At 52.1% G+C, this 23,178-nt stretch carries 32 protein-coding genes and 1 pseudogene; 13 read left to right on the forward strand and 20 right to left on the reverse strand.

Annotated elements, in window-relative coordinates; all coding sequences use genetic code 11:
• Nucleotides 1-103: 103 nt before the first annotated feature.
• A complete protein-coding gene (locus F3J31_RS01720; RefSeq protein ID WP_167210967.1) occupies nt 104-310 on the reverse strand; it encodes a lysis system o-spanin lipoprotein Rz1 in 207 nt (68 codons plus the stop codon).
• On the opposite strand from F3J31_RS01720, the gene F3J31_RS01725 reads away from it, so the two are divergent.
• Entirely contained in the window at nt 297-488 is a 192-nt protein-coding gene (locus tag F3J31_RS01725) for a hypothetical protein (RefSeq protein WP_167210970.1), read from the forward strand. The two genes, F3J31_RS01720 and F3J31_RS01725, sit on opposite strands and share 14 nt — an antisense overlap.
• A 47-nt stretch (nt 489-535) precedes the next feature.
• Here F3J31_RS01725 and F3J31_RS01730 read toward each other — a convergent pair whose 3' ends face one another.
• From F3J31_RS01730 to F3J31_RS01800, 15 genes are all read right to left on the reverse strand, one after another.
• Nucleotides 536-976: a lysozyme gene (locus F3J31_RS01730; RefSeq protein WP_167210973.1), complete on the reverse strand. Its 441-nt coding sequence runs from the start codon at nt 974-976 to the stop codon at nt 536-538.
• Complete coding sequence (locus F3J31_RS01735; RefSeq protein WP_167210976.1) at nt 963-1,268, reverse strand: phage holin family protein; 306 nt, start codon at nt 1,266-1,268, stop codon at nt 963-965. The genes F3J31_RS01730 and F3J31_RS01735 overlap by 14 nt, the downstream gene beginning before the upstream one ends.
• A gap of 241 nt (nt 1,269-1,509) precedes the next feature.
• A complete protein-coding gene (locus F3J31_RS01740) occupies nt 1,510-2,034 on the reverse strand; it encodes a hypothetical protein (protein ID WP_167210979.1) in 525 nt (174 codons plus the stop codon).
• 95 nt (nt 2,035-2,129) lie between these two features.
• Nucleotides 2,130-2,819: a bacteriophage antitermination protein Q gene (locus tag F3J31_RS01745; protein ID WP_167210982.1), complete on the reverse strand. Its 690-nt coding sequence runs from the start codon at nt 2,817-2,819 to the stop codon at nt 2,130-2,132.
• On the reverse strand, nt 2,816-2,932 hold the full coding sequence (locus tag F3J31_RS01750; protein ID WP_167210985.1) for a hypothetical protein: 117 nt from the start codon (nt 2,930-2,932) through the stop codon (nt 2,816-2,818). The genes F3J31_RS01745 and F3J31_RS01750 overlap by 4 nt, the downstream gene beginning before the upstream one ends.
• Nucleotides 2,929-3,288: a RusA family crossover junction endodeoxyribonuclease gene (locus tag F3J31_RS01755; RefSeq protein WP_167210988.1), complete on the reverse strand. Its 360-nt coding sequence runs from the start codon at nt 3,286-3,288 to the stop codon at nt 2,929-2,931. Before F3J31_RS01755 ends, F3J31_RS01750 begins: the two co-directional genes overlap by 4 nt.
• Nucleotides 3,285-3,566 carry a hypothetical protein gene (locus F3J31_RS01760; RefSeq protein ID WP_167210991.1) on the reverse strand — a complete coding sequence of 94 codons (282 nt, stop codon included), beginning with the start codon at nt 3,564-3,566 and terminating at the stop codon, nt 3,285-3,287. Before F3J31_RS01760 ends, F3J31_RS01755 begins: the two co-directional genes overlap by 4 nt.
• A gap of 2 nt (nt 3,567-3,568) precedes the next feature.
• The gene (locus F3J31_RS01765) at nt 3,569-3,775 is read right to left on the reverse strand and encodes a hypothetical protein (RefSeq protein ID WP_167210994.1); all 207 of its coding nucleotides are present in this window, start codon (nt 3,773-3,775) and stop codon (nt 3,569-3,571) included.
• Entirely contained in the window at nt 3,775-4,377 is a 603-nt protein-coding gene (locus tag F3J31_RS01770; protein ID WP_167210997.1) for a DUF1367 family protein, read from the reverse strand. The genes F3J31_RS01765 and F3J31_RS01770 overlap by 1 nt, the downstream gene beginning before the upstream one ends.
• Nucleotides 4,378-4,765: 388 nt before the next feature.
• A complete protein-coding gene (locus tag F3J31_RS01775) occupies nt 4,766-4,990 on the reverse strand; it encodes a DinI family protein (RefSeq protein WP_167211000.1) in 225 nt (74 codons plus the stop codon).
• A 405-nt stretch (nt 4,991-5,395) separates the two neighbouring features.
• Nucleotides 5,396-6,490 carry an FAD-dependent oxidoreductase gene (locus tag F3J31_RS01780; RefSeq protein WP_167211003.1) on the reverse strand — a complete coding sequence of 365 codons (1,095 nt, stop codon included), beginning with the start codon at nt 6,488-6,490 and terminating at the stop codon, nt 5,396-5,398.
• A complete protein-coding gene (locus tag F3J31_RS01785) occupies nt 6,487-7,170 on the reverse strand; it encodes a cupin domain-containing protein (RefSeq protein ID WP_167211006.1) in 684 nt (227 codons plus the stop codon). The genes F3J31_RS01780 and F3J31_RS01785 overlap by 4 nt, the downstream gene beginning before the upstream one ends.
• A 43-nt stretch (nt 7,171-7,213) precedes the next feature.
• The gene (locus tag F3J31_RS01790; protein WP_007712977.1) at nt 7,214-7,558 is read right to left on the reverse strand and encodes a carboxymuconolactone decarboxylase family protein; all 345 of its coding nucleotides are present in this window, start codon (nt 7,556-7,558) and stop codon (nt 7,214-7,216) included.
• A gap of 36 nt (nt 7,559-7,594) precedes the next feature.
• A complete protein-coding gene (locus F3J31_RS01795) occupies nt 7,595-7,876 on the reverse strand; it encodes a hypothetical protein (RefSeq protein ID WP_167211009.1) in 282 nt (93 codons plus the stop codon).
• Between the two features lie 215 nt (nt 7,877-8,091).
• Complete coding sequence (locus tag F3J31_RS01800) at nt 8,092-9,006, reverse strand: LysR substrate-binding domain-containing protein (RefSeq protein WP_167211011.1); 915 nt, start codon at nt 9,004-9,006, stop codon at nt 8,092-8,094.
• A gap of 176 nt (nt 9,007-9,182) precedes the next feature.
• On the opposite strand from F3J31_RS01800, the gene F3J31_RS01805 reads away from it, so the two are divergent.
• Genes F3J31_RS01805 through F3J31_RS01825 form a run of 5 tightly spaced genes read left to right on the forward strand, consistent with a single transcriptional unit; the run spans nt 9,183 to nt 13,307 of the window.
• Nucleotides 9,183-9,959: an SDR family oxidoreductase gene (locus tag F3J31_RS01805; RefSeq protein ID WP_007712986.1), complete on the forward strand. Its 777-nt coding sequence runs from the start codon at nt 9,183-9,185 to the stop codon at nt 9,957-9,959.
• Between the two features lie 45 nt (nt 9,960-10,004).
• Nucleotides 10,005-10,487: an OsmC family protein gene (locus F3J31_RS01810; protein WP_167211014.1), complete on the forward strand. Its 483-nt coding sequence runs from the start codon at nt 10,005-10,007 to the stop codon at nt 10,485-10,487.
• Nucleotides 10,488-10,523: 36 nt separating this feature from the next.
• Nucleotides 10,524-11,042, forward strand: a complete 519-nt coding sequence (locus F3J31_RS01815; RefSeq protein ID WP_167211017.1) for a carboxymuconolactone decarboxylase family protein — start codon at nt 10,524-10,526, stop codon at nt 11,040-11,042.
• 26 nt (nt 11,043-11,068) lie between these two features.
• Complete coding sequence (locus tag F3J31_RS01820) at nt 11,069-12,097, forward strand: alcohol dehydrogenase catalytic domain-containing protein (RefSeq protein ID WP_167211020.1); 1,029 nt, start codon at nt 11,069-11,071, stop codon at nt 12,095-12,097.
• A gap of 4 nt (nt 12,098-12,101) precedes the next feature.
• Nucleotides 12,102-13,307, forward strand: coding sequence for an MFS transporter (locus F3J31_RS01825; RefSeq protein ID WP_167211023.1), 1,206 nt, complete (start codon nt 12,102-12,104; stop codon nt 13,305-13,307).
• Nucleotides 13,308-13,463: 156 nt separating this feature from the next.
• Here F3J31_RS01825 and F3J31_RS01830 read toward each other — a convergent pair whose 3' ends face one another.
• From F3J31_RS01830 to F3J31_RS01845, 4 genes are all read right to left on the reverse strand, one after another.
• On the reverse strand, nt 13,464-14,150 hold the full coding sequence (locus F3J31_RS01830; RefSeq protein ID WP_167211026.1) for a replication protein P: 687 nt from the start codon (nt 14,148-14,150) through the stop codon (nt 13,464-13,466).
• Nucleotides 14,147-15,064, reverse strand: a complete 918-nt coding sequence (locus F3J31_RS01835; RefSeq protein WP_167211029.1) for a replication protein — start codon at nt 15,062-15,064, stop codon at nt 14,147-14,149. Before F3J31_RS01835 ends, F3J31_RS01830 begins: the two co-directional genes overlap by 4 nt.
• Before the next feature lie 84 nt (nt 15,065-15,148).
• Nucleotides 15,149-15,700 (reverse strand): toxin YdaT family protein, encoded by a 552-nt coding sequence (locus F3J31_RS01840; RefSeq protein WP_167211032.1) that lies wholly within the window; start codon nt 15,698-15,700, stop codon nt 15,149-15,151.
• Nucleotides 15,701-15,702: 2 nt separating this feature from the next.
• A complete protein-coding gene (locus F3J31_RS01845; protein WP_072210252.1) occupies nt 15,703-15,930 on the reverse strand; it encodes a YdaS family helix-turn-helix protein in 228 nt (75 codons plus the stop codon).
• Between the two features lie 98 nt (nt 15,931-16,028).
• Here F3J31_RS01845 and F3J31_RS01850 point away from each other — a divergent pair, with 98 nt between their 5' ends.
• From F3J31_RS01850 to F3J31_RS01875, 7 genes and pseudogenes are all read left to right on the forward strand, one after another.
• Nucleotides 16,029-16,418, forward strand: coding sequence for a helix-turn-helix domain-containing protein (locus F3J31_RS01850; RefSeq protein WP_058686871.1), 390 nt, complete (start codon nt 16,029-16,031; stop codon nt 16,416-16,418).
• A 131-nt stretch (nt 16,419-16,549) separates the two neighbouring features.
• Nucleotides 16,550-17,317 carry a HipA family kinase gene (locus F3J31_RS01855; protein ID WP_167211035.1) on the forward strand — a complete coding sequence of 256 codons (768 nt, stop codon included), beginning with the start codon at nt 16,550-16,552 and terminating at the stop codon, nt 17,315-17,317.
• Nucleotides 17,307-18,179, forward strand: coding sequence for a hypothetical protein (locus F3J31_RS01860; protein WP_058686873.1), 873 nt, complete (start codon nt 17,307-17,309; stop codon nt 18,177-18,179). The genes F3J31_RS01855 and F3J31_RS01860 overlap by 11 nt, the downstream gene beginning before the upstream one ends.
• A gap of 295 nt (nt 18,180-18,474) precedes the next feature.
• Nucleotides 18,475-18,641: pseudogene (locus F3J31_RS23340) on the forward strand (hypothetical protein); the annotation flags it as partial.
• Complete coding sequence (locus tag F3J31_RS01865; RefSeq protein ID WP_167211037.1) at nt 18,634-18,798, forward strand: YdaE family protein; 165 nt, start codon at nt 18,634-18,636, stop codon at nt 18,796-18,798. The pseudogene F3J31_RS23340 and the gene F3J31_RS01865, both read left to right, overlap by 8 nt.
• A 140-nt stretch (nt 18,799-18,938) precedes the next feature.
• Nucleotides 18,939-22,076 carry a RecE family exodeoxyribonuclease gene (locus F3J31_RS01870; protein ID WP_167211040.1) on the forward strand — a complete coding sequence of 1,046 codons (3,138 nt, stop codon included), beginning with the start codon at nt 18,939-18,941 and terminating at the stop codon, nt 22,074-22,076.
• A 9-nt stretch (nt 22,077-22,085) separates the two neighbouring features.
• Complete coding sequence (locus F3J31_RS01875; protein ID WP_167211043.1) at nt 22,086-23,171, forward strand: RecT family recombinase; 1,086 nt, start codon at nt 22,086-22,088, stop codon at nt 23,169-23,171.
• Nucleotides 23,172-23,178 lie beyond the last annotated feature (7 nt).

Raw genomic sequence — 23,178 nt, forward strand, 5'->3', positions numbered from 1 at the left:
GATTGTATTGTAGATTTCAAGGCTATTATCGAAGCTCCTCAGTGAAGGGCTCATATAATGTCTTACTTCAGGCACTGTGTTGCGATGTATTCCTGCAATGTCCTCAGGGATGTTTGGTCGCTGATGATTCCGGATCTGATACCGAGAACGTTTCGTCCAGCAACTGCAGAGAGTTCGATGGTGGCATCATCGCCCATGCTGGCGGCGCCGGTGGCTTGGGTTGAGGCTGACACTGGACAGCGGCCTTTGACGAGCAACCGGCCACCATTATCAAGCTTGCGTTGCAGAGCATCATTTTGAGCTTTTGCATCTGCGAGTTCCTTTGTATATTTGGCATCCAGCGCAGCCACATCTCGCTGGCGCACCTGCATATCTTTGATGGTGTCGTTAGCCAGGCGGAGATTCTTGGTGGCTTTATCGCGCTGGTCTTTGTAGGTGATGGCGTTGTCGCGGTAGTGATTCACGAAGAACGTCAGAACCCCGATTAGCGCCACCACAATCAACTGCAGCCAGTAACGCTTTACCAGTGCGCCAATCACGACAGGAACAGAGCGCGCTCTGCCTCCCGGCGACGGGTCAGCCCGTTCAGGACTTTGCCACCAGCTTTATTCCAGCGCAGGAACTCATCGGCAGCGCCAGCATAATCACCGGCGTTGAGTTTTCTCAGAAGGGTCGATGTCGACAGTGACCGGGCGCCGAGGTTGTACGTGAACGACACCAGGGCGTCAAATTGCCCCTGAGTCAGTCCAACTTTGACCAGGCGGAACACATCGCTTTCGTAGCCGACCAGTCCAGTCTTCAGCAGACGCTCTGCCGTTTCCTGCTTAATCGTCATCCCGGCGCGAATTGGTTTCCCGTCGACAGGCTGAGTCCAGCCATATCCGATGGTCCACACTCCGGCGCTGTCCTGGTAAGCGGTGAGCTTACAGCCTTCGAACTGCTTGATCAGGTCAATGCCTTTATCACTGGTTTGCATTCTTCATCCCCGTCAGGCGTTCCCAAAAGTACGTCAGTGCCACGGAGCCCATCGTCCCGCTAATTCCTGACGTAACCAGAATCATGTAAAGGCTCAGCCCGCTTTCAACGCTGATCAGGCCACCAATGAGGCCGGTAAAGCCGGATACTGCAATTTGCGCCAGCGCGTTGATCCAGCTCCAGGTGGCTTTGTTCTGCTTAACGTCAATAAGGTATCGGACAAGGCCGCCCCAGCATGACAGAGCAAGGACAATCAGCCATGACACTCCGGCAATGCTTTCTTTATCTTGCATACGTTTAGCCATATCACCTCCGAAAGAACGGGGTGCTGTGTGTGTTTAAAAGGGGTCAGGCCCGTCGGGCTGGATTTTCAACAAAGCGTGTCGATGATGATTCCCGCGGGCCTGAAAATAAAAAAGCCAGCACGAAGGCTGGCAATTTGAAACGAGAGTCGAGCAATGCGGCTCTTAGGGTTGAAGGCATGTTTCGATGAGTTGCGATTCATATCAACACTAGTGAATCGCCATTTCTCACCTATTTCATGGAGGCTATAAAGATTTCATGGGTGTCAGCTAACTTCACAAATCCGTACTTAATAGCACCAAGCAAAGTACCTAATCTTGTATGCCCTTCCATGAGGTGCAAGCCTCTCTCATCAGACGAAATGAGAGAACGTTCAATAAACATCGGTGGTTCGTCCCATGTGCCGAATTTGAGCCAATGTTGTGCAACCTCTTCTCTTGCATCAATACAAAACTGGTTGCCGCAGGTATTAAAATCTTCCGAAATCTCAAGCATGTGTTCAGGATAGGTAGCATTTTTACCAAACGCAGTGAACTCAGCAGTTTTCAATCTGACCAAATCCCATTTAAGTGATTTAAGATTTAGATGCCCATACAAGGCCTGAAATCTAGAATCGTTAGATAACCCGCAATAAATTTGCGCAAAAACTTGTTCTGGCGCTTCAATCCCATACTTATCGCGAAGAATGGAAATTCCTTCATCTTTATTATTCAACGGGTCCGGACCAAAGATCTCAATTAAATCACAGTACAACATCACCAATTCCTTTGTTGAAACATACAAAAAACCCGCTCAAATGCGGGTTTATAGAATTTGGAGATTTTATCAAATTAGAGTCAAATATGACTCATTTAATTGACATTTGCAAGACCCTGCTGCGAAAAAGTCGCCTTTTGCTGTGATCGTGTTCTCACGGCGCAAAGAAGAGAATCGCTATCAAGTCGCTTAAAGATGGCGCACATGGTCCGCCAGTAGTCGGCGTAGTTATGGCACCAGTTATCAGGCTTAACGCCACACAGGGCCGCCAGGTCCTGGTGTTGATACACTTCCCTACCCGCCAGCTCCGCTTTGACGTCCTGTGCCGCCAGCCAGATCAGCTTCTTTAGGCGCTCCATCGTCTTGCCAGCCACCTTCTGCGCGCCGAGCTGCTCCCGGAACTCAGCCCATGCCCACTGGGTGATCGCCACCTGGTATTCGAAGCGGGTGTTCTCGCTGTAGTTCCACAGCAGCCAAGCTTTCTGATGGCCTTCCAGTGACAGCACAGCGCGGCGCCAGGACGCTGTCACGAATTCAACCGGGCCAACCAATGCGATTGATGAGCCCTTGGCGCGGGACTGGCTGCCGCTCATCGGCGGACCGTTAGGGTTGACCATGCGCTGCTTATCCTTGTCGAATACCTTTTTCCTGCCCCGGCTGCGCGCCGTCGCGGTGTACTGTGCATTCTCAGCGAAAGCTACCAGCTGCCCTTTTGTCGCCCCGCTCAGATCTGCGGTCGCCACAATGAGCTGCTGACGTACGTATTCCAGTTGCTGACTGTTCATGCGGCTTCCTTATGTGGCAGATTGGTTTTGGTCTGGCTGTGCTTTGCTACTGGCGGCATGCGGGCGCGCTTAACGCTTTCTGCCTGGTATCGGGTTATCTCGTCTCTGGTCACGATGCGCACCCCCCAATAATGATCTGCCCCTTCTCTCCCCAAAGTTTTGTCACGCGGCCATCCCAGACGCGGCTGTCGTCATCGAAAATGGCATCGAGTAGCGCCTTTTCCAGATTGTCTTTATCTGGTTTTTGTTGATGAGGCTGGCCGCTGTACTGCGCGCGTTTCTGCTTACTCCAGCTCTTTGGCATGGGGATGATAAAGGTGATGTGATAACCGGATTCCGGCAGACGGATCCCAAGCAACCGGATCTGAGCTTTGTAATCCCAATATGCAGCTGTGGCTGGGCGTTTGTGCCAGCGGTCTCGCTGAGTCATTCGGGGTTTGCCGATCGGCGTAATGTCGTAGATTTTCATGCGGGCACCACCAGCCCGCGGCGGACAACTTCAATCACTGTCAGAACAATCGCGCGATCCATAAGCTGCCGGCGCTCTTCCCTGTTCAGCTTATTCCCGTTATCAATGCTGTCTTGACAGCAAACGCAGAGCGCAGCTGTCGCACAGTCATCGGTTTTTAATCCCATGCCTTTCCCTTCGTTCCGGTGTGCCACCTGCGTACCCCATGCTCCACAAAGAACACAACGCTCGATCTGCCCGACGGCGGCGAGCCATTTTTTGCTGCGATAAATAGCCATGCTCACCCCCACATCCGGTTTCGCCAGCGGCTATCCGGGCGCGCTGGGGTATTTGAGGTCGGCAGGAATGCACTTACAGTCCAGGTCACGTAATCCGGATTAAGGCTGCGCTCTACTCGCACGCCGCGAGCTTTGTAACGCTTAACCAGTTCGTCGGCCTGTTCGGTGCTGCAGTCGGTATGCTGGAACCACGTCTTCTTCATCCCCATCACCCCGCAAAGCCAAGCAGTTTCGCGGCGACATTTTCTGCCTCATCACGACAGCGGAATGAACGGGACAGGACCCAGCGCCAGAGAACATCGAGCGCAGCTTTATAGAGTTGCTGGAACTCGAGCTCGTCCATGTTGGCAAACGAGATGCTACGAGGATGCTTTTTGAGTGTCCCGTCTGGCAGCTGAATGGCATCAAAGTACCCTGCCTCAACGATGACCCATGAGCGGTAAGCATCGAAGGATTTACACAGGCTAATGCCATTCGTGACGCGCCGATAAGCTACCTGCTCAAGATACTGCTCAGCAGCATCGATAAGTGCGCCCTCATTCCCGCCATATGAAGCCAGGAACTTGGCGTAGCCGGTAATCAACTTCCGCTCGTTACTCGAGATAGCCCCGCCGGTTGGTTCCCAGTATTCAAAACCGAGATTGAGAAGAGCGAAAAAGCGCCGGTGAAATGCCGGGTTTCGTACCCGCCGGAACTCGGCAACAAGGACATCGCCGAGCCGGGTTTTGGATTGCAGAAGATCGCTGGTCTCGGGCGTAGCCGGGATCAGTATTCCTGAATGGTGTTTGATAAGTTGTAATTCTAGCGCCATGGTTCTCTCCGTGGCGCATCAGGTATAGGTTGTTCAGGCCTATGAGAGAATAATATCAGACGGTGGTGTAATTCGGTACCCAAGCCGTTTTGCAAATTGCATGAACCCGTTGAACGTGAAGATTTCTTCCTCTTCGAGTAACGGTCGTAATGAAACTATTCCATTTACTCGATAAACCAGATATCTCCCTTCCGCCGGGAAGCTATAGATAACTGCTTTATCGGCCCTTCTGACCACGTCGTACCATTGATCATCTGCATTAAAGGCATCTGCACTAAACACTATTTCCCCCAGAGCGACTTATTGACGCGGTAAACAGTAATCGGGAACAGCCAGGGGAACGCAAACAGCGATACTCTTTGAAACTGCTCCAGTGAACTTCACGCGATTAATAAAACCACTCGTCCGCGCTTTCCCAGATCTCCTGCACGATATGTTCGACCTCTTTCTTGTCGCCTCCGAAAACAGTCAAACCGTCATTACTGGCACGCTTAATCGTAAGCTGGCATTTATCGAACTGTTTGCTGAGTCTTTTGAGCAGTTCTGACTCGAGCGCAGGTATAGCTCCATCAGGAAGTTTCTTCATGTGATCAATGGTTAGTTCGATTTTCATTTTTCCCTCCGCACGAATAACTGTATGTATATACAGTACATTTATAAACGTATCTTACGGATTTTGCAACGTTTTAAGAGCATTTAATGGAAGCCACCGCATTGTTTAAACACTAAAAAAGCATCAGACCATTTCTAAAATCGGGAGTTATTTTCAATGGATTGCATTTTTAAGGGAAAAGTGAGAATGAATGTTAACCGTTTCAGCATGACTCAAATGCAGCAAGTCACTTTCAATTTGCTGAAATATTATCCAACTTTGAGTAGGGTACGATGTCCGCTTCGTGCCAAAAGCGGACTTTTCAGAACCCAGCTCTTTTTTCAAAGCTAATTTTTTATCGAACCAGTTTGTCGTGTTTCCTGAAACCCAACTTTGGTTCGGACTGTGGCCCTCCATTATCATGGGTTATTTCTGTTGTAACCAGCGCTGAACGCCCGTTAATGCAGAGTCAATTGCGCCTGCCAGATAGCCCGAGAACTGCGGCGACCATTCACTGGCGATACCTGTTATCTCACCGGACCATTCTCCCCTGGCGGGAAGTTGCACAGGCATTGCGTGCCCGACTTCCTGCAGGAGATCAAATTCCGTTGCAGTAAACGGATCGGCTGCCCAGTCTTTTATATACTCAGCTTCAGGTTCTGCCGCATCCTGTCCAAATAAGCGTACGAGCTGCTCCCGGCAAAGGCTTTTGAGAACAGCTTCGCTGACAGTCCATCTCGATTTTGCCGGTACGCCAATAAAACCAAAAATCGCCGTTTTGCCCGAATCTGGCTCGGATACGTCATGGATCTCTACCATTGGCCCCACGCGGCTTCCTGCATTCCCTGAAAGCTGCCGCTCATGCAATAGGTCTGTTTTATATATAGCGACATATTTTGCATGGGGAGCCATCCATGTCGGGATTTTCCGCCAGTTTGACAGCACCTGTTCCGGCATCGCCGGTCTGAAATCTATTTTAGCTGCCAGGGCAGGAGGCAAAGCGAGGAAGACATGCTCACCGGAAAATACGGCTTTTTTACTGTCTTCGGACCGGGTATGGATCTGCACTTCCTTGCCAGCCCGGGAAACCGCCACCACCTGATGGCCGGTTTTAATCTTCTCAGCCGGGATCTGACTTTTAAGCGCCGTCGTCAGCGCCTGCATTCCTCCCTTCAGCCTGAAAGACGCCGGGGAGCTCTCCCATGCAGGGTAGCGTTCGGGGGGCAAATCCAACTGGCGTTCGTAGAGCATGTCACCCGGACGGCCGTGCGCGATTACCGGAAGATTAAGCCGCTCGATCAGTTGCGCGAAGTCCGGTTGAATATCAGGCCAGAACCACGCTGCCCCCATATCTACATGAATGCCAGCGGAGGTGCCCGACAGTTCCAGGCCTGACAGCACGCGCCCGCCCGTTCTGTCACGAGCCTCAAGGATCACATAATCAACACCCGCTTTTTCAAGCAGCGTGGCGGCATAAAGGCCGCTTATGCCCGCACCAATGATAACAGCGCTCTGCTTCATAATGTCGCTCCGGTCAGGGTTGTCGGGCTGAGATGTCCCGTTTTCAGATAAAAAAGTGCGCCAGAGGCGGTGGCCATAAGAGCAGGCATATCATCCGGCGGAAACCGCAGCCAGCTTCCTGCCCCATAGCAACCTTCCGGCGCATGGAGTTCCCCCTGCAGAAGAAGGATCTCTGCTCCGCCAACAAGCGGTGCACAGAAGATCCGCTCGCCTGGGGCAATTTTCTGAAGCAGAACGGTTTCTGAGGTGCCGGAGAATAAAGGGCAGACTTGTCTTTGCGGCTGACCGTGCCAGTTAGCTGCCTCCTGCGTATTTATCCTGACCGGCTGGCGTTCCTCGGCAGACATCTGGCGCAGCTTGACGAAAATGGTTGTGCCGTCGCGACTTGAGGGTTGGTGAGAAGAACCGTCCGGGCTGCGCAGATACCAGCCGGCAGGATAGTTGACCCCGTTTTCGGTAAAAGTCCCCTCGAGCACCAGAATCTCCTCTCCGCCGGGATGGCTGTGTGCGGGAAATTCGGATCCGGGCGCATACCGGACAAGGCTGGTTGCGCGGGCCTGCTCGCGACCAATCCGGTCAAGCATCACGCGCTTAACGCCGGGCTGGGGAGAAGGTATCCACTGATAATCGTCCGGAGTAACGATCGCACGCTGCGAAAAATCAGAATTCAGTGACATCATAGTGAGTAATTAGACGGCCCCGCAGGGGCCGTCGTCTGCAGGCTTATTTGTTCGGCAGATTATCGTAAACATCCAGCGCACGCGCGGTATACGTCAGCGCTGCGCCAGTGTTCAGGTTAATGGCAACGGCCAGCGCTTCGGCGATCTCTTCGCGCGTGGCACCGTGCTTAACCGCAGCGTCCACATGAACGGCCAGGCAACCGTCACAGCGGGTGGTGACGGCCACGGCCAGTGCAATCAGTTCATGGGTTTTGGGATCGAGGTGCTTGTTTTCTGACGCGCCTTTATCCATCTGCTGAAAGCCTTTCATAAACTCTGGCTGCAGTTTGGCAAATTTGCCGATGGTGGCGAGCAGGCCACTGCGATATTCATTCCAGTTTAAGAACATTGAAAACTCCGGTTATTTTTTGTCTCAGAAAAATCATTACATGACGTCGAAAATACGTACGTCAGGCGCGCTGTTTAAATAGGGTTTTAATCCTGCAACGACATCCTGCGTGAACAGCGGACTGTTAAGGTATGCCTGCGCCTGCGCCACAGTCTTAAAGCCGTGCAGCACCTGGACATCCTCATCACGGACAAGCAGCTCTTTAGAGGTGGCACCCTCAATGGTGGTCAGAAACGGAGTTTTGTATTTCTGGTAGACCCCTGCGGCTGCCGCACGGTTTTCGTTACTGATATCCAGGGTGATTTGCAGATAAGCCATCGTTCTCTCCTTCGCTCAGGGTTGAAGTAACACGCCCGGTTAAAATCCGGTCTGTATTACCTTTCGTTGAGGGCGATTATCAGAAAGCCAGACAGCTTCAACAAATCAGATAATCTTGCGGAGCAGCGAAGAAATTCTATGTCGTGGTTTGGCAGGGAATAAGCATTACGCGCCCGGCGTGATTGCAGGAGCAGCGTAATGCCTGAGCGGGCAGTTTATGAACGATCCGAGACGACATCCTGAAGAAGCCAGTCGTGGAAAACTTTCACTTCATCACGCATGACTTTTTGCTGCGGGGTCACCACATAATAAGACCATTTGAGCGGCCACCGATGGTCAGGATGCAGCTGGACCAGCTGTCCGGTTTCGATAAGCTTTTTCACCAGAGCGTATCGCACAATGGCCACGCCCCTGCCACTCAGGGCCGACAGGATCACAGCTGAGGTGGAGTTAATATGCAGCCCGCTTTCCAACGCTTCGGGGGCACCAACCGCCAACAGGACATCATTCCATGACGGAAAATCGGCCCCGGGATGGGGCGTGTCATCATGAATGAGTTTTTGCGTGGCGAGCCATTCACTACAGGCCATTTTCCCGGACGGCACCAGGTGCGGACTGCAGACTAGCACCGCTTCCTCATCCATCAGCCAGGTTTTATTCACGCCTGGCCAGTCGCCCTGGCCGCAGCGAATACCGATATCCGCCTCGCCGTGCGACACGTCCATCAGTTTTTCCGTGACGTTAAGCCGCAGATCGATATTTTCGTGCGTTTCCGAAAACCGGTTCAGGCGATCCATTAGCCAGTTCATAACCAGTACCTGCGATGCCGTCACCACCACCACCGAGCGCGATCGGCGACCACGTAGCTTATTTAATCCGGTTTCCAGTTTGTCGAGTCCCAGCGTGATGTCCTGCAGTGCCTCCTGCGCCTCGTCAACCAGCGTCAGACGCTCTTTTCCTGAGCGGGTGCGGTGAAGAAGCGGGTGTCCGACCCAGTCTTCCAGCGAGCGTACCAGCTGGCCTACTGCGGCGGGCGTTACGCCAAGTTCCTGTGCCGCGCCGGTAAAGCTGCCGTGCCTGGCGGTGGCTTCAAAAGCATGCAGCCATTTAAGTCGGTTTAGCGATCGCATTGAGGTTATCCTGATTCATTATTTTCCTCAGTATACGCCAGCGAGAAAGATTTTCTTTCCTGAGTCGCAATTTCTTCTCAGTCGTCAATCTGGGGCTCGGGTGGCATTCTGATTTCACACGATGAGGAGCGCGGCTTTTCATCATTTACAACCATATGAATTTAAAGAGGTTAGCGATGAACGCATCTTTTGCCGGTAAAAAACTGTTAGTGGTCGGTGGTACAAGCGGTATGGGCTTCGAAACGGCGAAGCTGGTTCTGAAAAACGGTGGCAGTGTTGTGCTGGTAGGCAATCGTCAGGACAAAGCCGAGCAGGCCCGCCAGGCGCTGGCTGCAGACGGTCAGGTTTCCATCATCGTTGCCGACCTGATGAAAGAAGAAGGTATGCAGCACGTGGTGAATACCATCAATGCCGAACACAAGGATATCAGCCTGCTGGTCAATGCTGCTGGCGTATTTTTCCCGAAACCGTTCACCGAACATGAAGCGTCAGACTATGACATGTACATGAACATTAACCGCGCGACGTTCTTTATTACCCGTGACGTGGTGCGCAATATGGTCGAGGCCGGTATCAAAGGCTCCATTGTTAACATCGGCTCCATGTGGGCACAGCAGGCCATCGGTGCCACACCGTCTTCAGCTTACTCAATGGCAAAAGCGGGTCTGCATGCGCTGACCAAAAACCTGGCCATTGAACTGGGTGAAAAAGGGATACGTGTGAATGCAGTTTCTCCGGCCGTTGTTCACACACCGATTTACGAAGGCTTCATTCCGAAAGACGACGTGAAGGACGTGATGAACAGCTTTGACAGCTTCCACCCGATCGGCCGCGTGGGTACCCCGGTCGATATCGCGGAAACCGTTGCTTTCCTGCTTTCTGACAAGACTGGCTGGGTCACCGGCGCTATCTGGGATATCGATGGCGGTGTGATGGCTGGCCGTAACGCCTGATAACCATGCCGCACGCGTACACCCGCGTGCGGCACTGGAGTAATTATGCAAATCCAGACCTCGCATTATGACCTTGTCACCTCGTGGCAGGGGGGCATGGCCAGCCGGACGCTCTGCCAGTCCTTTTCCGCAGACAACGCTCCGCCAGCCCTGCCAAGTCATGTTATCGATTCCGATGAACCGGTTTCGCTGGGTGGCGAAGGACTGGCTCCTGATCCCCAGGAGCTGATGCTCGCCGCGTTTAATGCCTGCATGATGGCCGCCTTTATTCTCGAAGCCAGGGCTGAAGGTCTCGCCCTTACGCATCTTGAAATCCACACTGACGGGCACCTTCCGAAGGGTATACCGGCCTCCGGTGACAGACCTGCAGAGGATGCCTCCGGCAGGCTTGTGTATGTCATCGATGTAAGCGGTAGCGGCACGGTGCATCAGTTTGAAGGGGTCCATCAGCGGGTGATTGACTCCTCTCTGAACCGGTGGTTACTGGCCCAGAATATGCTGATCGAAGGTGACTTAACACTGAGCTGACGCGGCTGGATTGTTCTGTTCAACAGGAAAAATGATATGACCACACCAAGAGTAACCCCCTGGCAGGATGAAGAGCCCGTTGATGCCAATCTTCTCAACGCGATAAAGGCCCGTCGGCCCGGCGGAAAACTGATAGGTATTGACCGGGTATTACTGAAGAGTGCCCCCCTGGCTACGGGCTGGAACGAACTGATGATACGGGTACGTCAGGAATTTTCGCTCAGCCTTGAATACCGGGAACTGATCATGCTGCGCGTTGCCTGGCTGAATAAAGCAGAATTTGAATGGAACGTGCACTACCCTGCCTATCTGGATGCAGGCGGCACTGCTAAAAAAGCAGAAGCCCTGCGGTTATCCTCCGCGCCACACGTCTTTAATGACACCGAAACGTTGCTGATACATCTTACGGACCAGTCCACCCGGAACGTCGTGGTTGAGGAGAACGTTATCGGGGCGCTGAACAGCCTGTTAGGTGAAAAAGAGACCGTGGAAGCGGTTGCCACTGTCGCCGCCTATAACATGGTATCCCGTTTTCTCGTCGCCCTTGCCATCTGATACCCCTAATTTTTCCGGTGCAATTTATGAATAAAAAATATCGCGCTATGCAGATCGTTGCTCCCGGGGTGCTGGAAATGACAGAGCGGCCGGTACCCGCTCCCGGCCCGGACGACGTGCTCATCAGAATTGAAGCATGCGGCGTATGCGGTGCCGATCTCCGTGACGTGGAAAAAGCGCCGCAGGCGGGCCAGCCCGGCCGTATACCGGGACATGAAATTGTCGGGTTTATTGCCCGGAAGGGGAACAGGGTACCCGATATCTGGCAAACCGGTCAGCGGGTGGGCGTCGGGCGCCTGGGGGGATACTGTCAGCACTGCAAACCCTGCCGCAGCGGGCTTTTTCATCTCTGTGAAAACCAGCTTACGCCAGGACTCAGCTGTGATGGCGGCTACGCAGAGTACGTCATCATGCGGCACACCGCGCTGATAGCCATCCCCGCAGCACTCTCTTCCGTACATGCCGCGCCGATCCTCTGCGCCGGTACCGCAACCTTCAACGCGCTGCGTAATTCTGGCGCCAGGGCGGGCGACAGAGTGGCGGTTCTCGGAATGGGTGGCCTTGGCCATATGGCCGTTCAGTACGCCCGTAAAATGGGGTTTGACGTTACTGTGGTGGCGCGCGGTAGCGAAAAAGAACGCGCGGCCATTGAGCTGGGTGCGCATCGCTACATCGATACACTTAAGGAAAACGCATCAGAACGTCTGAAAAAGGACGGCGGTGTGGATTTCATTGTGGCAACGGCTCCGGCTTCAGAAACGGTTTCAGCCCTTCTGTCCGCCCTGGCCCCCCGGGGAAAAGCGATCCTGCTGGGTACCGGACAAACGCCGGTGCAGGTCACGCCGGGTATGATGATCGGCGCTGAACGTACCCTGACAGGATCCTTCGTCAGCACACCGGCGCAAACCGAGCGCGCGCTGCAGTTCAGCCACCTCTTTCAGACGTTGCCTGTCACAGAGTTGCTGCCCTTTGAAAGGGCAAATGAGGCGCTCAGCAGACTGAAGCAGGGTCTGGCGCGATACCGGATAGTGCTCACCATGAATCAGGATAATTAATCACATGTCCGCAGAACATTTCCTGCCCGTTGCAGTTCAGAAAAATAATATTATACGTCTGTCGGCCGCACAGGCTCTCGCCGGTGCTAACTCCGTCGTCTTTTATGCCACAGGGGCAATTGTCGGTAACGCACTGGCGCCCAGCAGTTCGCTGGCCACGCTGCCCATCACCATGTTTGTTCTGGGGATGGCAGCCTGCATTCTGCCGTTAGGTTCACTGGCGCGAAAAGAAGGCCGGAAAGCCGCCTTTATGGTTGGCACCGGGGCAGGCGTCATCACCGGCCTGACGGCTGCTCTGGCCGTCTTCATCGGCTCCTTCCTACTGTTCTGCATTGCTGCATTTATGGGCGGTGCCTATGCGGCAGTCGCGCTCAGCTTTCGTTTTGCCGCAACGGACGGCGTCACGCCCGAACGCCGGGCCCGGGCCCTGTCCCTAGTGATGGGGGGCGGAGTGATAGCTGGCGTGGTTGGCCCCATGCTGGTTTCCGGAACAATGCACCTCTGGCCGCCTCATACCTTCGCCGTCACGTTCATCGCCCAGGCGCTCGTGGCCGTCATTTCGGCATTCATACTCAAAGGCGTGAAAACCACAGAACCTGCTGGCGCAGTAAAAACGGGTGGACGACCTTTGCGCGAGATTGTCCGACAGCCAGGGTTTGCCAGAACCGTATTCAGCGGTGCGGTCACCTATATGGTGATGAATTTCCTGATGACGGCAGCCCCCCTCTCGATGCACATGCACGGCATTTCTCAGCAGGCGTCCAATCTTGGTATCCAGTGGCATGTTATTGCCATGTACGGTCCGGGCTTTTTCACCGGCAAATTAATTAACCGTTTTGGGGCCATGCGTATCGCCGCAGCGGGTCTGCTTGTCACGGCATGCTCTGTGCTGGCCGGACTCGGTGGAACTGATATTTTTCACTACTGGCTGTCGCTGATTTTGTTGGGTCTGGGCTGGAATTTTGGCTTCACCGGCGCATCGGCGAAGATCATCGAATATCACCGTCCCGAAGAGAAAACCCAGGTCCAGTCCCTGAACGATTTTGTGGTGTTCGGGGTGATGATTGTTGGGTCATTTTCTTCAGGTGCTCTGCTCAGTCTCTACGGCTGGAACGCAGTCCTGTGGGGATCCCTTGTTCCCGTCGGGCTTGCCTTCTTAGGTATTGTTAACGAATTGCTGGCAAAAAAGCAGCATAAATTAAGCTCCTGAGGCAGTTTTATCTGCCGCCTGGAAGCGGGCTTTGTTGATGTGAAAAGTATCTAAAGCCCAAAATCAACAAGCATGATTTTGGGCATACATGTCGATGCTTACAACTCAAATTCCCTCATTAAGATCCGCTTATCGCTCTTGACGAACCTTAGAAAACTACACCCTAAAATTAGCTTTCATCTTTTCATACTTCGCTTTAAGCAGTTCCGCAGGCGTTGGGCCCTTCGGAGCCACTGGAACTGCCAAAGCACGACGAACAGGCGGAATCGGCTTCCCGGCCAGCACCCGTTTTTCCCACATATCCAGAATGTCGCTGGCCTCGCGCTCGAGCTCTTTCTGACACAACTGGCCATCGGTTCCGCGGCGACGCAGCTCGAGGCAGATGTGGTAATAAACCGGCTTTGGCCAGGGATACTGCTCGCTGCTCGGGTACCGGAACACCAGCTTGCGCCATTTCCAGTATTCAGCCATCACGTCAGCGGAAGTGATCCCCAGCACGCTGCGCCCTTCCCTGCACCACTTGATGAACTGGCCAGGCGACGGCAGGAATGGACGCTCCTGGCGCCGTACCATGCGCATGCCCGCTTCAACCTGCTCCAGAGTGGTAATCCCGTTTTCTTTAAAGGCCAGCACCCACTGGCGGCGGATTTCGTCAACGTCGTCCTGGCTTCGGTTAACCAGACTTGCCGGGAACGCGGCAGCCAGCTGTACGAATAGCCCGTTGATAATCTGCGCCACCTGCTGCGTTTGCTCGTACTCGGTGTACTGCTCAGGCAAGTTGTGCGCCACGCGGCGAGCCTGTTCCCGGTCAAAATTGCGAATGCTCTCTGCGAGGTTTTTCATTCCAGCACCCCATCAATCCAGTCGGTGTTATGCAGGTCGATGCCGCCACGGGATGGCTTTGCCGTTCCGGTTGCGCGCAGCCGTTTGGTGGTGAGCTGATCCCACTGTTTGCGAAGACTTGAGGGACTCAGGATGTTGTCTTTCCAGAACTCATCCCGGTTGGCCCACTGGAACAAGTCACAGATTTCGTAGTGAGTACGCTTGTCCTGGACACGCATAAGCCTGATGGTGTTTGCCCATTCAGCCCAGTTTGGTTCAGATAGCGATGCGTTGACGGTGAGAAGCCTGTCGTAAATCCAGCGTGCGGCCTTGAGGTCGTCAGCGGATCCCCATGATTTACCTGCTGGGGTGTAAATCCCGGCGGCTGCTTCTGGATGGCGTGCGAGAAACTTTTGAGTTTTCTGGTTTCGGGATTCGTCAGAATTCCGAGACGAGGATATTTTAATATTGTTCTTGTTATAGTCTTGGGTGTCTACCGTTTCCGGGAAGGTTTTTCCCGTTTTCGGTAACACTTTTCCCGATTTCGGGAAGACTTTTCCCGTTTTCGGTTTGTCTAAAATCCAGGCTGAAAGGTCAGTATTTATACCGACCGTTTTCATCACGCCCTGCTTTTGACTGAAGATAATTTTGCGTTCTGCGAGTGACTTGAGCGCATCAGAAACGTGGGAATCACTCAGCCCTGTAAGCTCAGCAATAACCGTGTTCGTCACGCGGTCCTGCTTCTTGTTCCAGCCGTAGGTAAGCCAGATCACCGCCTCAAAACACTGCCATTCCCGGCCTGACAATCTCAGGCGCGGTTTGAGCTGTTGGATCTCGTTAGCGACCTTGGTATACCCGTTCGACAGGTCGGCCATACGACCTCCCGTTTGTTCGGTTCGGTGGGGGAAATTGATAATTTCAGCTGTGTTTGACATACTTAGCTCCGCAATTACACTCCGTTTTTGCACCTGAAAGCCGTTGGTGTTCGAGCACCGCGGCTTTCGCCTTATCTGAAGTCTTCACATTGCCCCCAGCATGGTTGTCACCATCGCCAGCAGCGGCGCAGTAAGGTCCGGATCGACACGGAACATCTCAAAAATCCCCTCGCCTAACTCCTTTAGCTTTTCCTTCTTCGGTGCATCGAGCATCAGAGCTTGCTTCGCCTCACTCACCTCTTTTTCCAACCTGGCCATACGGTAGGCAAATGAGTCGTTCTTTACGACACGGTCGCGGTACCGAATCGGTAATACGGACATGATCGCGGGCACCAGGAGTTCGACGTTCTTTCGGTAAAATGCTGAGTCTTCTTTGTTGTCGAGCCAGCGGAACAGCTTCACGTTCCAGACATCGGCCTGGCCTGAGAAATCCACTCCAACAAGTTGAAGTTCTTCCGCCGCTTCTTGGATTTGAAGTGCTACAGCTACGCGCCCTTCTGCTGCCGCCCACGCTCGGACCGCAGAACAAATATCTCGATGATCAATACCCTGCGCTGCCGGTTCGCTTTGATGACACTGGAATATCAGTGAATTAGAGGAAGCTCTGCTACTCTGTTGAAATGAAACAGTTTGCATGGTTAAGGCTCCTGTTTAGGTAAACCGTCAGTTGGGTTTGGGTAGAGATCTGGGCGCAGTTCGTGGGGAGTGACGCCAGTGACTGCATAAATTTGCAGGACGCGATCTGCAGGCACCACACCTCGATAACGATTCCGCCAATGACTGACGGTCATCGCACTTACGGTTAATAATTCAGCTAAGCGGGTAGCTGTTCCTGCTTTGGTAATGGCTTTGTCAATAGCTTTCATAGTTAGCTCCAATGGTCACGTCAAATTAAACAAAATGTTTATCAATAAGTCAACATTTTGAATATTGAGCTAATAAACTTTTGGTTTAGAATTCATCCATGAAAGAAAAAACTCATAAGATTAACCACCCCCAAGTTCAGAGGCTTAACGAGGTCCTTGAACTTAAAAATTTGACCAAATCGGATTTGGCCCGCATTTGTGGCGTCAGTGCTCAGTCGGTCAATAACTGGTTCGTTCGTGGGACCATTGGGAAAAGCTCAGCGATAAAGCTGGCGGATGCGCTCGGGGTTAGCCTTGAGTGGATCCTTGGCCAGGAAGTTGGAGAAAAAGACGGACTTAAGCCGGACGAACAGCGCCTGCTGGAGCTCTACCGCCAGCTGCCGGAAGAAGAGCAAAAGAACATGCTTCGCATCTTCGCGATTCGCCTGAAAGAGTTGGATGAGTTGTATGAGAAGTACATGAAGGGCCGGATTCGAAATCAGGAGTAATTGGTGTCCTGCTCGGTCCAAAATGAAAAAGTGCAAGTAAAGAAACCATGGCTAGCATAGTGGCAAGCTCCAAACAACTTGGCGTTTACATGTAACCAAACTTTTTCGCAATAATTTTACACGGACTTGAAATGGAAAACATTGAAACTGGAGTGCTGCTACCCGGTGCTGAACCATTCTCAGATTGCAACATCAATCAGACTTGGAAGGGGCATGTCAAAACTGCTACAGAGACAGTAGTTGTCTATGCCAAGCTCATCGATGCAAGAGAAATATGCGTCGAAGCGTTCTGCGCTATTTTAGGGCGCCAATTAGGTATTCCCATTCCCAAGCCCTACTTAATTCTAGCTGATAGAAATTCTCTTCCTATCATTCCAGAGGGTCAGCATGCGTTAATGTTTGGTTCGGAGGATGCGGATTTTCCAAGCTTTCGCAGATATGCTAACTGCGAACAGGCTTTAATCCGGTTACAAAAATTCAAATCAACTTTAGATGTTGGTGTTTTCGATGAATGGATCGCAAATCACGACCGTAATATCGGTAATATACTATATGATGGTGGTGACAGTTTTCTATTTATCGATCACGGTCTAGCCATTCCTAATGGCATGAACCCTCTCTCGCCAGCATCTGACAATAATATTATCAGAGCATTATTTTCAATTCAGTCAGAAATTGAAAAATTCAGAACTATGAAAACAACTCTTCAAGATATTACTCCGACTTATAATTTGTTAAAACTAGACGAAATCATGCGTCAAACGCACTCGGAAAAATACCTTGCAGAAGATGAGATCACTTATGTTCTAGACTTTTTGACCAACAGGTTGTCTGCCATTAATTCTCTGATAAGATGTAGATTAGGCATCGCTCAAATGGACATTTTCAATGGCGCTTGATCTCAGTATTTTCCCTAGCAAACCCATGTATCATGGGAAATGGTGGGCAGTATCATTTGAACCTATAGTTGGTTCAGGTGAAAGAATCAACGCGATCGTTGTAGCAAGGGGCGATGATGGAAGGCACGATGTCATTCAATCAATTCGAGATGATGTGCTTGACTCACTATATGGAATGAAATCAGACAGCATCAAAGATATGCTATCTTGGGTCAAACAATCTATTTTGATGCATATTGCTAATGATTCCGATCTAGATTCTTGGATCTCACCTGTATCAGGTTTTGAAGTAATTAAATCAGCCAGAGCACTTGATGACAATTTGCCGGGTATTTTCCGCCAAGCAATTCGACTTACCTCTAGCCTCGGGACGCTGAGTCTTGAAGCCGAACGGAGTGAAGAAGATGAGCAATCTGGTCAAAAGCAAACTGAGCAATGGGCCACAAGAATATTTGATGAATCAAGTATATTATGTCCTTCTTTAAATGGTTTTTTTGGAACTCGAGTTAGACTTTCTGGCGTTAACGTATATACTAAATTTGGTTTTTACAACGATAAATATGCATCAAACTTTGGTTTAATTGTCCCTTCTCGCCTTTCTGCATCAATAAATACTATTAAGGCCAAAGTTTACGATCTTGAATCATTAAAAAAATCGAGTATGGTGCTTAAACCTGAAACTGTCGATATTATTGTTGGGATTCCGTCCTTTGACGATCCAACCATCCCCCAAAAAACTGTTGATAAAATGCGAAGCCATCAAGATGAGATGACTGAACTGGCGTCTAAAGAAGGTATTAATTTTATATCTGTTCATAACGCAAAGCAGGCAGCTGAACGTATAGCGCTTAAAGCTGCCTGATATCTTTCCTCGCCACCAAACCGTTTTAATAATCTTCCCCGTCAGCCCGACCCAATCTCTTCAATCCCGACCTTAGCGTCGGGATTTTTTTTGCCTGCAACTCACAATTTCTCCTTCTAGCCACCTAGGGTTAAACATTTTGTTTATTAAAATTTACACATTTAGTTGACACCGGATTAAACATTGTGTTTAATCAAACTCATCAAGACGCACTACGAACCACCAAGGCAGGACGCCCACGAAGTAGCCGCCGACGGCATACGAACAGTCGGATGAGGTGGAGAGATTAACGCGCATCAGGTGTAAATGTTCCGCTGGCCGGCGATAAGGCAAACGAGGGTGAGAATGATTGATTTCGCACGCAAGCCAGGACGGCAACAGGCGGTGAAACTGAACCTCTTCGAGGTGATTCTTCGCCGCCTGTGCTACCTGCTGGCGCAAAAGGGGAATCCAGATGTGTAACTCAACAAAATGCGGGTACTGCGGCAAGCCGGTTAAACCGGAGGGATTAGTCAAAAGTACCCTTCTCTATCGCAACGGCGCACAGCTGGCGCGCAAAGAAAAAGAATACTGTTCTGAACGTTGTGCTTCGTACGACCAGATGGCCCACGAGGCATAACGTAAAAGCCGCGCAAGGCGGCCCGTACGTCCGGTGCTCCCGACCAAAGTTACACCGGAAAACTACTTAAAAAACCAAAGTTCACCCAATGGGCGCTATCTCTGGCCCGGGGATCTTACATCCAAAAAAAAGGATCTCACATGGAATTTTTCTATGTAGTTAAGGCTACGCAGAAATCAGGCAAAGAAGACGCAGTGATTTGGTTCACTGCGAAATCAGAAGCCCGTGCAAACCTGCAGCTCGATGTTGAGCTGGAAGATGCCGGTATTGAAACCGGCCGCGGTAAGGATTACACCAAGCCGGTTCGCACTGATTTCCCTGTTTACAACGATCTACCTGAAGAAAGCACAGTGGATTACACCTGGTGCAAACGCTACGAACTCCAAGACGATGGACGCACGTGGCTACCAAAGGCTGGTGCTGAGTCTACTGGAGCCGTAGACAACACAGCCGCACCGGAACCGATCGTTAAAGTCGAAACTACCGTCGAGAGTGTTCCGGTTGAAAACCGCACTCCAGCGGTTCGTTATGCCGTCCACCTGACCAGCAACAAATACCAGTCACATATCACTAAAGAGCAGCAGCTGGCTGCCAGCGAAATGTCACTGGATGAAGGTAACACCTATCTCCAGAACCTGCTGCTGGCGAAAAACGACATCCCTGAAGTTGCCGAACTCAGCCTGAACGCTGAGTGGAAACTGGTTCAGGCGATTAAGCAGGTATTCGCGCCAGATGAAGCGCACGAAACTGAAATTATCGCTGCATTTATGGCTGACTGGGCGAGAGCAGATGCCGGCGACCGCAATCAGTTAGTTGAACAGTGGAGAAGCGGAAAGCTTACTCTTCTTAAATCAGAAATCGCCAGCGAGATCAGTGTTACAACCGGTCAGGATCCAGAACCTGAAAACGGTATTCAGATTGACGATAATGATGACGAAACCACACGTTATCCAGTCGTTCGTATGCCGTTCCGCAAGCAGCTACTCGCCCAGTTCACCGCCGACGAACTGCGTCACCACTTAACCCGCGAAGAATACGAAGGTCTCTGCGCGCTTGAGATGGACACTGACAACGGCTATGTCCAGAACCTGCTGCTGGCGGCAGAAAACTGCGAAGAGGTTAAGGGTTACGATACCAAAGACCTGTGGCGCTACACCGACGCCATTCGCAAGGTGTTCAGCCAGGAGAAGCGTCACGAACTCGCCTTGGTTCTCCGTTTCAGCAGAATCTGGGCGGCGACTGATTATATCGATCGCGGCATTCTCGTTCGCGAATGGGCTGCCGGTAATCGCATCAGTAATGTTCAGCGCACTGATTCTGGGACCAATGCAGACGGTGGCTATGTAACGGATCGCGGCGAAGGCGCGCATCACACTCTGGATACCCTCGATCTTGAGATCGCATGCGCCCTACTGCCTATGGACTTCCACCACTTCGAAATTCCTTCGAGCGTGTTACGACGTGCTAAAGAAATCGTGGCGAAGAAAGAAGAACCATGGAAATCATGGAGCGCCATCCTGCGTAATCAGCCCGGCATACTGGCGGTGAACCGTGCGGCAATCTTCAATCTGATCCGTATCGCACCAGAGAACATCCACCACACGCCAGCGGCTCATCTTGAGTTTGTTAGTAAAACCATGACGGCTGAATTTAACTCTGCTGTGGAACTACTGCCGTTGCCTACTCCTGCAGTTGAGACTGAAGCCCCAGTTGAACAACCACAGGTTGAAAATCTCGGCAGTGGCGTGTTCTCCATCAATGGCCTGATTGGTGGAAATAACGATCCGCGCATCAATACCACCTCAAATGAAATCGAAAAAACGGAAAACACAGCGGAGACCACCAGCGATGTGCAGATGGAAGCGGCTAAGCCAGAGAAAGACGAAGATGTTGGTTCGGTACCACCGGGCGAAAGCACTGATGCAGGTAATTCGCAGACAGATTCCGTAGCGTTGGAAGAACAGCAAGCAGAACCGGTAATTAAATACCCGGCTTATTTCGAGCCTGGCCGCTACGAAGGCCTACCGAATGACGTTTATCACGCAGCAAACGGTATTAGCTCAACCCAGGTAAAAGATGCCCGCGTCAGCCTGATGTACTTCAACGCGCGCCATGTGGCTAAAACTATCCCGCGCACAGCATCCAAAGTGCTGGACATGGGAAACCTGGTGCACGCCCTTGCATTGCAGCCGGAAAACCTCGAAGCAGAGTTCAGCGTGGAACCAGAGATCCCTGAAGATGCGTTTACGACCACCGCTACTCTGCGTGAGTTCATCGACGGGTACAACGCCAGCCTGCCGGCACTGCTGAGCGCTGACGAGATTAAAGCGTTGCTTGAAGAGCACAACGCAGCCCTTCCCGCTCCAGTGCCGCTTGGCGCGAGCCTGGAAGAAACGGCTCAAAGCTATATGGCTCTCCCTGCTGAGTACCAGCGTATTGAAGAAGGCCAGAAGCAAACGGCAACGGCAATGAAAGCGTGCATCAAAGAATACAACGCCACTCTGCAGATGCCGGTTAAAACCAGCGGCAGCCGTGATGCGCTTCTCGAGCAATTAGCGATCATCAATCCTGATCTGGTCGCACAGGAAGCGCAGAAACCGACGCCGCTGAAAGTCTCCGGCAGCAAAGCAGATATGATCCAAGCAGTTAAGTCGGTTAAGGCCGATGCCATATTCGCCGACGAACTGCTGGATGCTTGGCGCGACAACCCTGGCGAAAAGATTTTGGTTACCCGCCAGCAGTTGGCCACCGCGCGAGCAATTCAGTCCGCACTACTGGCGCACCCGACCGCGGGCATGCTGCTGACACATCCAAGCCGCGCCGTTGAAGTGAGCTATTTCGGTTTCGACGACGAAACCGGATTAGAAGTGCGTGTACGCCCGGATCTCGAGATTGAACTGGACGGCGTGCGAATTGGCGCTGACCTGAAAACCATCAGTATGTGGAACGTAAAGCAAGAAAGCCTACGCGCCAGACTGCACCGGGAAATCATTGACCGGGACTACCACCTCAGTGCGGCTATGTATTGCGAGACCGCGGCGCTGGACCAGTTCTTCTGGATTTTCGTCAACAAAGACGAGAACTACCACTGGATCGCCATCATTGAGGCGTCCACCGAACTGCTGGAACTGGGCATGCTCGAGTACCGCAAAACGATGCGCGCCATCGCAACCGGATTCGACACGGGCGAATGGCCAGCGCCGATCACTACCGATTACACCGATGAACTGAACGACTTCGACCTGCGCCGCCTCGAAGCGCTGCGCGCTCAGGCTTAAGGGGGATTTATGCATAACACTAACGTTACCGTTACTGACCAGAACACCGTTATTAACTCCAACGTGGCTTTGTTTGATTCCCAGTATCTGAACGCCATCAGCACGTTCGCGCAAATCATGGCGCAGGGCACTGCTACCGTTCCTAAACACCTGCAGGGCAACCAGGCCGACTGCATGGCTGTAGCGATGCAAGCGGCACAGTGGCAGATGAATCCCTTTGCCGTGGCGCAGAAGACGCACCTGATTAACGGTGTGCTCGGGTATGAAGCTCAGCTCGTTAATGCCGTCATTTCACGCAGCGGCGTGCTGGCCAGCCGCTTTGAATATGAATGGTACGGGCCATGGGAAAAGGTCGTTGGAAAATTCCATATCCGTAAAGGAGACAAAGGCGAGTACCGCGTCCCGGGCTGGACCCTGGCTGACGAAGCCGGGATCGGCATCATTATCCGCGCAACCCTGAAAGGTGAGGATCAGCCAAGGGAACTCGATTTGCTGCTGGCTCAGGCCCGAACCCGAAACTCTACCCTGTGGGCTGACGACCCACGCCAGCAGCTGGCATATCTGGCTGTCAAACGCTGGGCCAGACTGTTCTGCCCGGATGTGATTCTGGGCGTTTACACCCCTGATGAACTGGATGATCGCCGAGAAGAACGAGAGGTCAACCCGGCACCGACGCAGCACGTTAGCCTTGCAGACATTTCAGGTGACAACGTAACTACCACTCAAACGGCTCAGGAATCAGCTCAAAACATCGATGCTCTTGCTGATGATTTTCGTGACCGCATCGAGGCGGCTCAGGATGTGGATAGCGCTAAAGCTCTTCGCGCAGATATTGAAACCGTGAAAGCAACCCTGGGTTCTGCCCTGTTCACTGAGCTGAAAAACAAGGCTGTGAAACGTTATTACCTGGTTGATGCACGGAACAAAGTCGAAGCAGCCATCAATTCCTTGCCACCTTCAGATGAACCCGATGCAGCTGCGCGGTTCGCAGAGGTAGAGCGCGTTCTTGCATCGTCTAAACGCCATCTGGGCGACGAATTGCATGGTCAGTTCAGCATCACCCTGGCGGATATGAAACCGGAATACATGCACTAACGAGATC

The sequence above is a fragment of the Enterobacter sp. Acro-832 genome (assembly GCF_011752745.1).
GTDB lineage: Bacteria > Pseudomonadota > Gammaproteobacteria > Enterobacterales > Enterobacteriaceae > Enterobacter > Enterobacter quasiroggenkampii.

What these genes read in the sequence shown, in the direction of transcription:
- F3J31_RS01720 (WP_167210967.1), bottom strand. Translation starts at nt 310, where the DNA reads ATGCAAAAGCTCAAAATGATGCTCTGCAACGCAAGCTTGATAATGGTG.
- F3J31_RS01730 (WP_167210973.1), bottom strand. Translation starts at nt 976, where the DNA reads ATGCAAACCAGTGATAAAGGCATTGACCTGATCAAGCAGTTCGAAGGC.
- F3J31_RS01735 (WP_167210976.1), bottom strand. Translation starts at nt 1,268, where the DNA reads ATGCAAGATAAAGAAAGCATTGCCGGAGTGTCATGGCTGATTGTCCTT.
- F3J31_RS01740 (WP_167210979.1), bottom strand. Translation starts at nt 2,034, where the DNA reads ATGTTGTACTGTGATTTAATTGAGATCTTTGGTCCGGACCCGTTGAAT.
- F3J31_RS01745 (WP_167210982.1), bottom strand. Translation starts at nt 2,819, where the DNA reads ATGAACAGTCAGCAACTGGAATACGTACGTCAGCAGCTCATTGTGGCG.
- F3J31_RS01755 (WP_167210988.1), bottom strand. Translation starts at nt 3,288, where the DNA reads ATGAAAATCTACGACATTACGCCGATCGGCAAACCCCGAATGACTCAG.
- F3J31_RS01760 (WP_167210991.1), bottom strand. Translation starts at nt 3,566, where the DNA reads ATGGCTATTTATCGCAGCAAAAAATGGCTCGCCGCCGTCGGGCAGATC.
- F3J31_RS01765 (WP_167210994.1), bottom strand. Translation starts at nt 3,775, where the DNA reads ATGGGGATGAAGAAGACGTGGTTCCAGCATACCGACTGCAGCACCGAA.
- F3J31_RS01770 (WP_167210997.1), bottom strand. Translation starts at nt 4,377, where the DNA reads ATGGCGCTAGAATTACAACTTATCAAACACCATTCAGGAATACTGATC.
- F3J31_RS01775 (WP_167211000.1), bottom strand. Translation starts at nt 4,990, where the DNA reads ATGAAAATCGAACTAACCATTGATCACATGAAGAAACTTCCTGATGGA.
- F3J31_RS01780 (WP_167211003.1), bottom strand. Translation starts at nt 6,490, where the DNA reads ATGAAGCAGAGCGCTGTTATCATTGGTGCGGGCATAAGCGGCCTTTAT.
- F3J31_RS01785 (WP_167211006.1), bottom strand. Translation starts at nt 7,170, where the DNA reads ATGATGTCACTGAATTCTGATTTTTCGCAGCGTGCGATCGTTACTCCG.
- F3J31_RS01790 (WP_007712977.1), bottom strand. Translation starts at nt 7,558, where the DNA reads ATGTTCTTAAACTGGAATGAATATCGCAGTGGCCTGCTCGCCACCATC.
- F3J31_RS01795 (WP_167211009.1), bottom strand. Translation starts at nt 7,876, where the DNA reads ATGGCTTATCTGCAAATCACCCTGGATATCAGTAACGAAAACCGTGCG.
- F3J31_RS01800 (WP_167211011.1), bottom strand. Translation starts at nt 9,006, where the DNA reads ATGCGATCGCTAAACCGACTTAAATGGCTGCATGCTTTTGAAGCCACC.
- F3J31_RS01805 (WP_007712986.1), top strand. Translation starts at nt 9,183, where the DNA reads ATGAACGCATCTTTTGCCGGTAAAAAACTGTTAGTGGTCGGTGGTACA.
- F3J31_RS01810 (WP_167211014.1), top strand. Translation starts at nt 10,005, where the DNA reads ATGCAAATCCAGACCTCGCATTATGACCTTGTCACCTCGTGGCAGGGG.
- F3J31_RS01815 (WP_167211017.1), top strand. Translation starts at nt 10,524, where the DNA reads ATGACCACACCAAGAGTAACCCCCTGGCAGGATGAAGAGCCCGTTGAT.
- F3J31_RS01820 (WP_167211020.1), top strand. Translation starts at nt 11,069, where the DNA reads ATGAATAAAAAATATCGCGCTATGCAGATCGTTGCTCCCGGGGTGCTG.
- F3J31_RS01825 (WP_167211023.1), top strand. Translation starts at nt 12,102, where the DNA reads ATGTCCGCAGAACATTTCCTGCCCGTTGCAGTTCAGAAAAATAATATT.
- F3J31_RS01830 (WP_167211026.1), bottom strand. Translation starts at nt 14,150, where the DNA reads ATGAAAAACCTCGCAGAGAGCATTCGCAATTTTGACCGGGAACAGGCT.
- F3J31_RS01835 (WP_167211029.1), bottom strand. Translation starts at nt 15,064, where the DNA reads ATGTCAAACACAGCTGAAATTATCAATTTCCCCCACCGAACCGAACAA.
- F3J31_RS01840 (WP_167211032.1), bottom strand. Translation starts at nt 15,700, where the DNA reads ATGCAAACTGTTTCATTTCAACAGAGTAGCAGAGCTTCCTCTAATTCA.
- F3J31_RS01845 (WP_072210252.1), bottom strand. Translation starts at nt 15,930, where the DNA reads ATGAAAGCTATTGACAAAGCCATTACCAAAGCAGGAACAGCTACCCGC.
- F3J31_RS01850 (WP_058686871.1), top strand. Translation starts at nt 16,029, where the DNA reads ATGAAAGAAAAAACTCATAAGATTAACCACCCCCAAGTTCAGAGGCTT.
- F3J31_RS01855 (WP_167211035.1), top strand. Translation starts at nt 16,550, where the DNA reads ATGGAAAACATTGAAACTGGAGTGCTGCTACCCGGTGCTGAACCATTC.
- F3J31_RS01860 (WP_058686873.1), top strand. Translation starts at nt 17,307, where the DNA reads ATGGCGCTTGATCTCAGTATTTTCCCTAGCAAACCCATGTATCATGGG.
- F3J31_RS01865 (WP_167211037.1), top strand. Translation starts at nt 18,634, where the DNA reads ATGTGTAACTCAACAAAATGCGGGTACTGCGGCAAGCCGGTTAAACCG.
- F3J31_RS01870 (WP_167211040.1), top strand. Translation starts at nt 18,939, where the DNA reads ATGGAATTTTTCTATGTAGTTAAGGCTACGCAGAAATCAGGCAAAGAA.
- F3J31_RS01875 (WP_167211043.1), top strand. Translation starts at nt 22,086, where the DNA reads ATGCATAACACTAACGTTACCGTTACTGACCAGAACACCGTTATTAAC.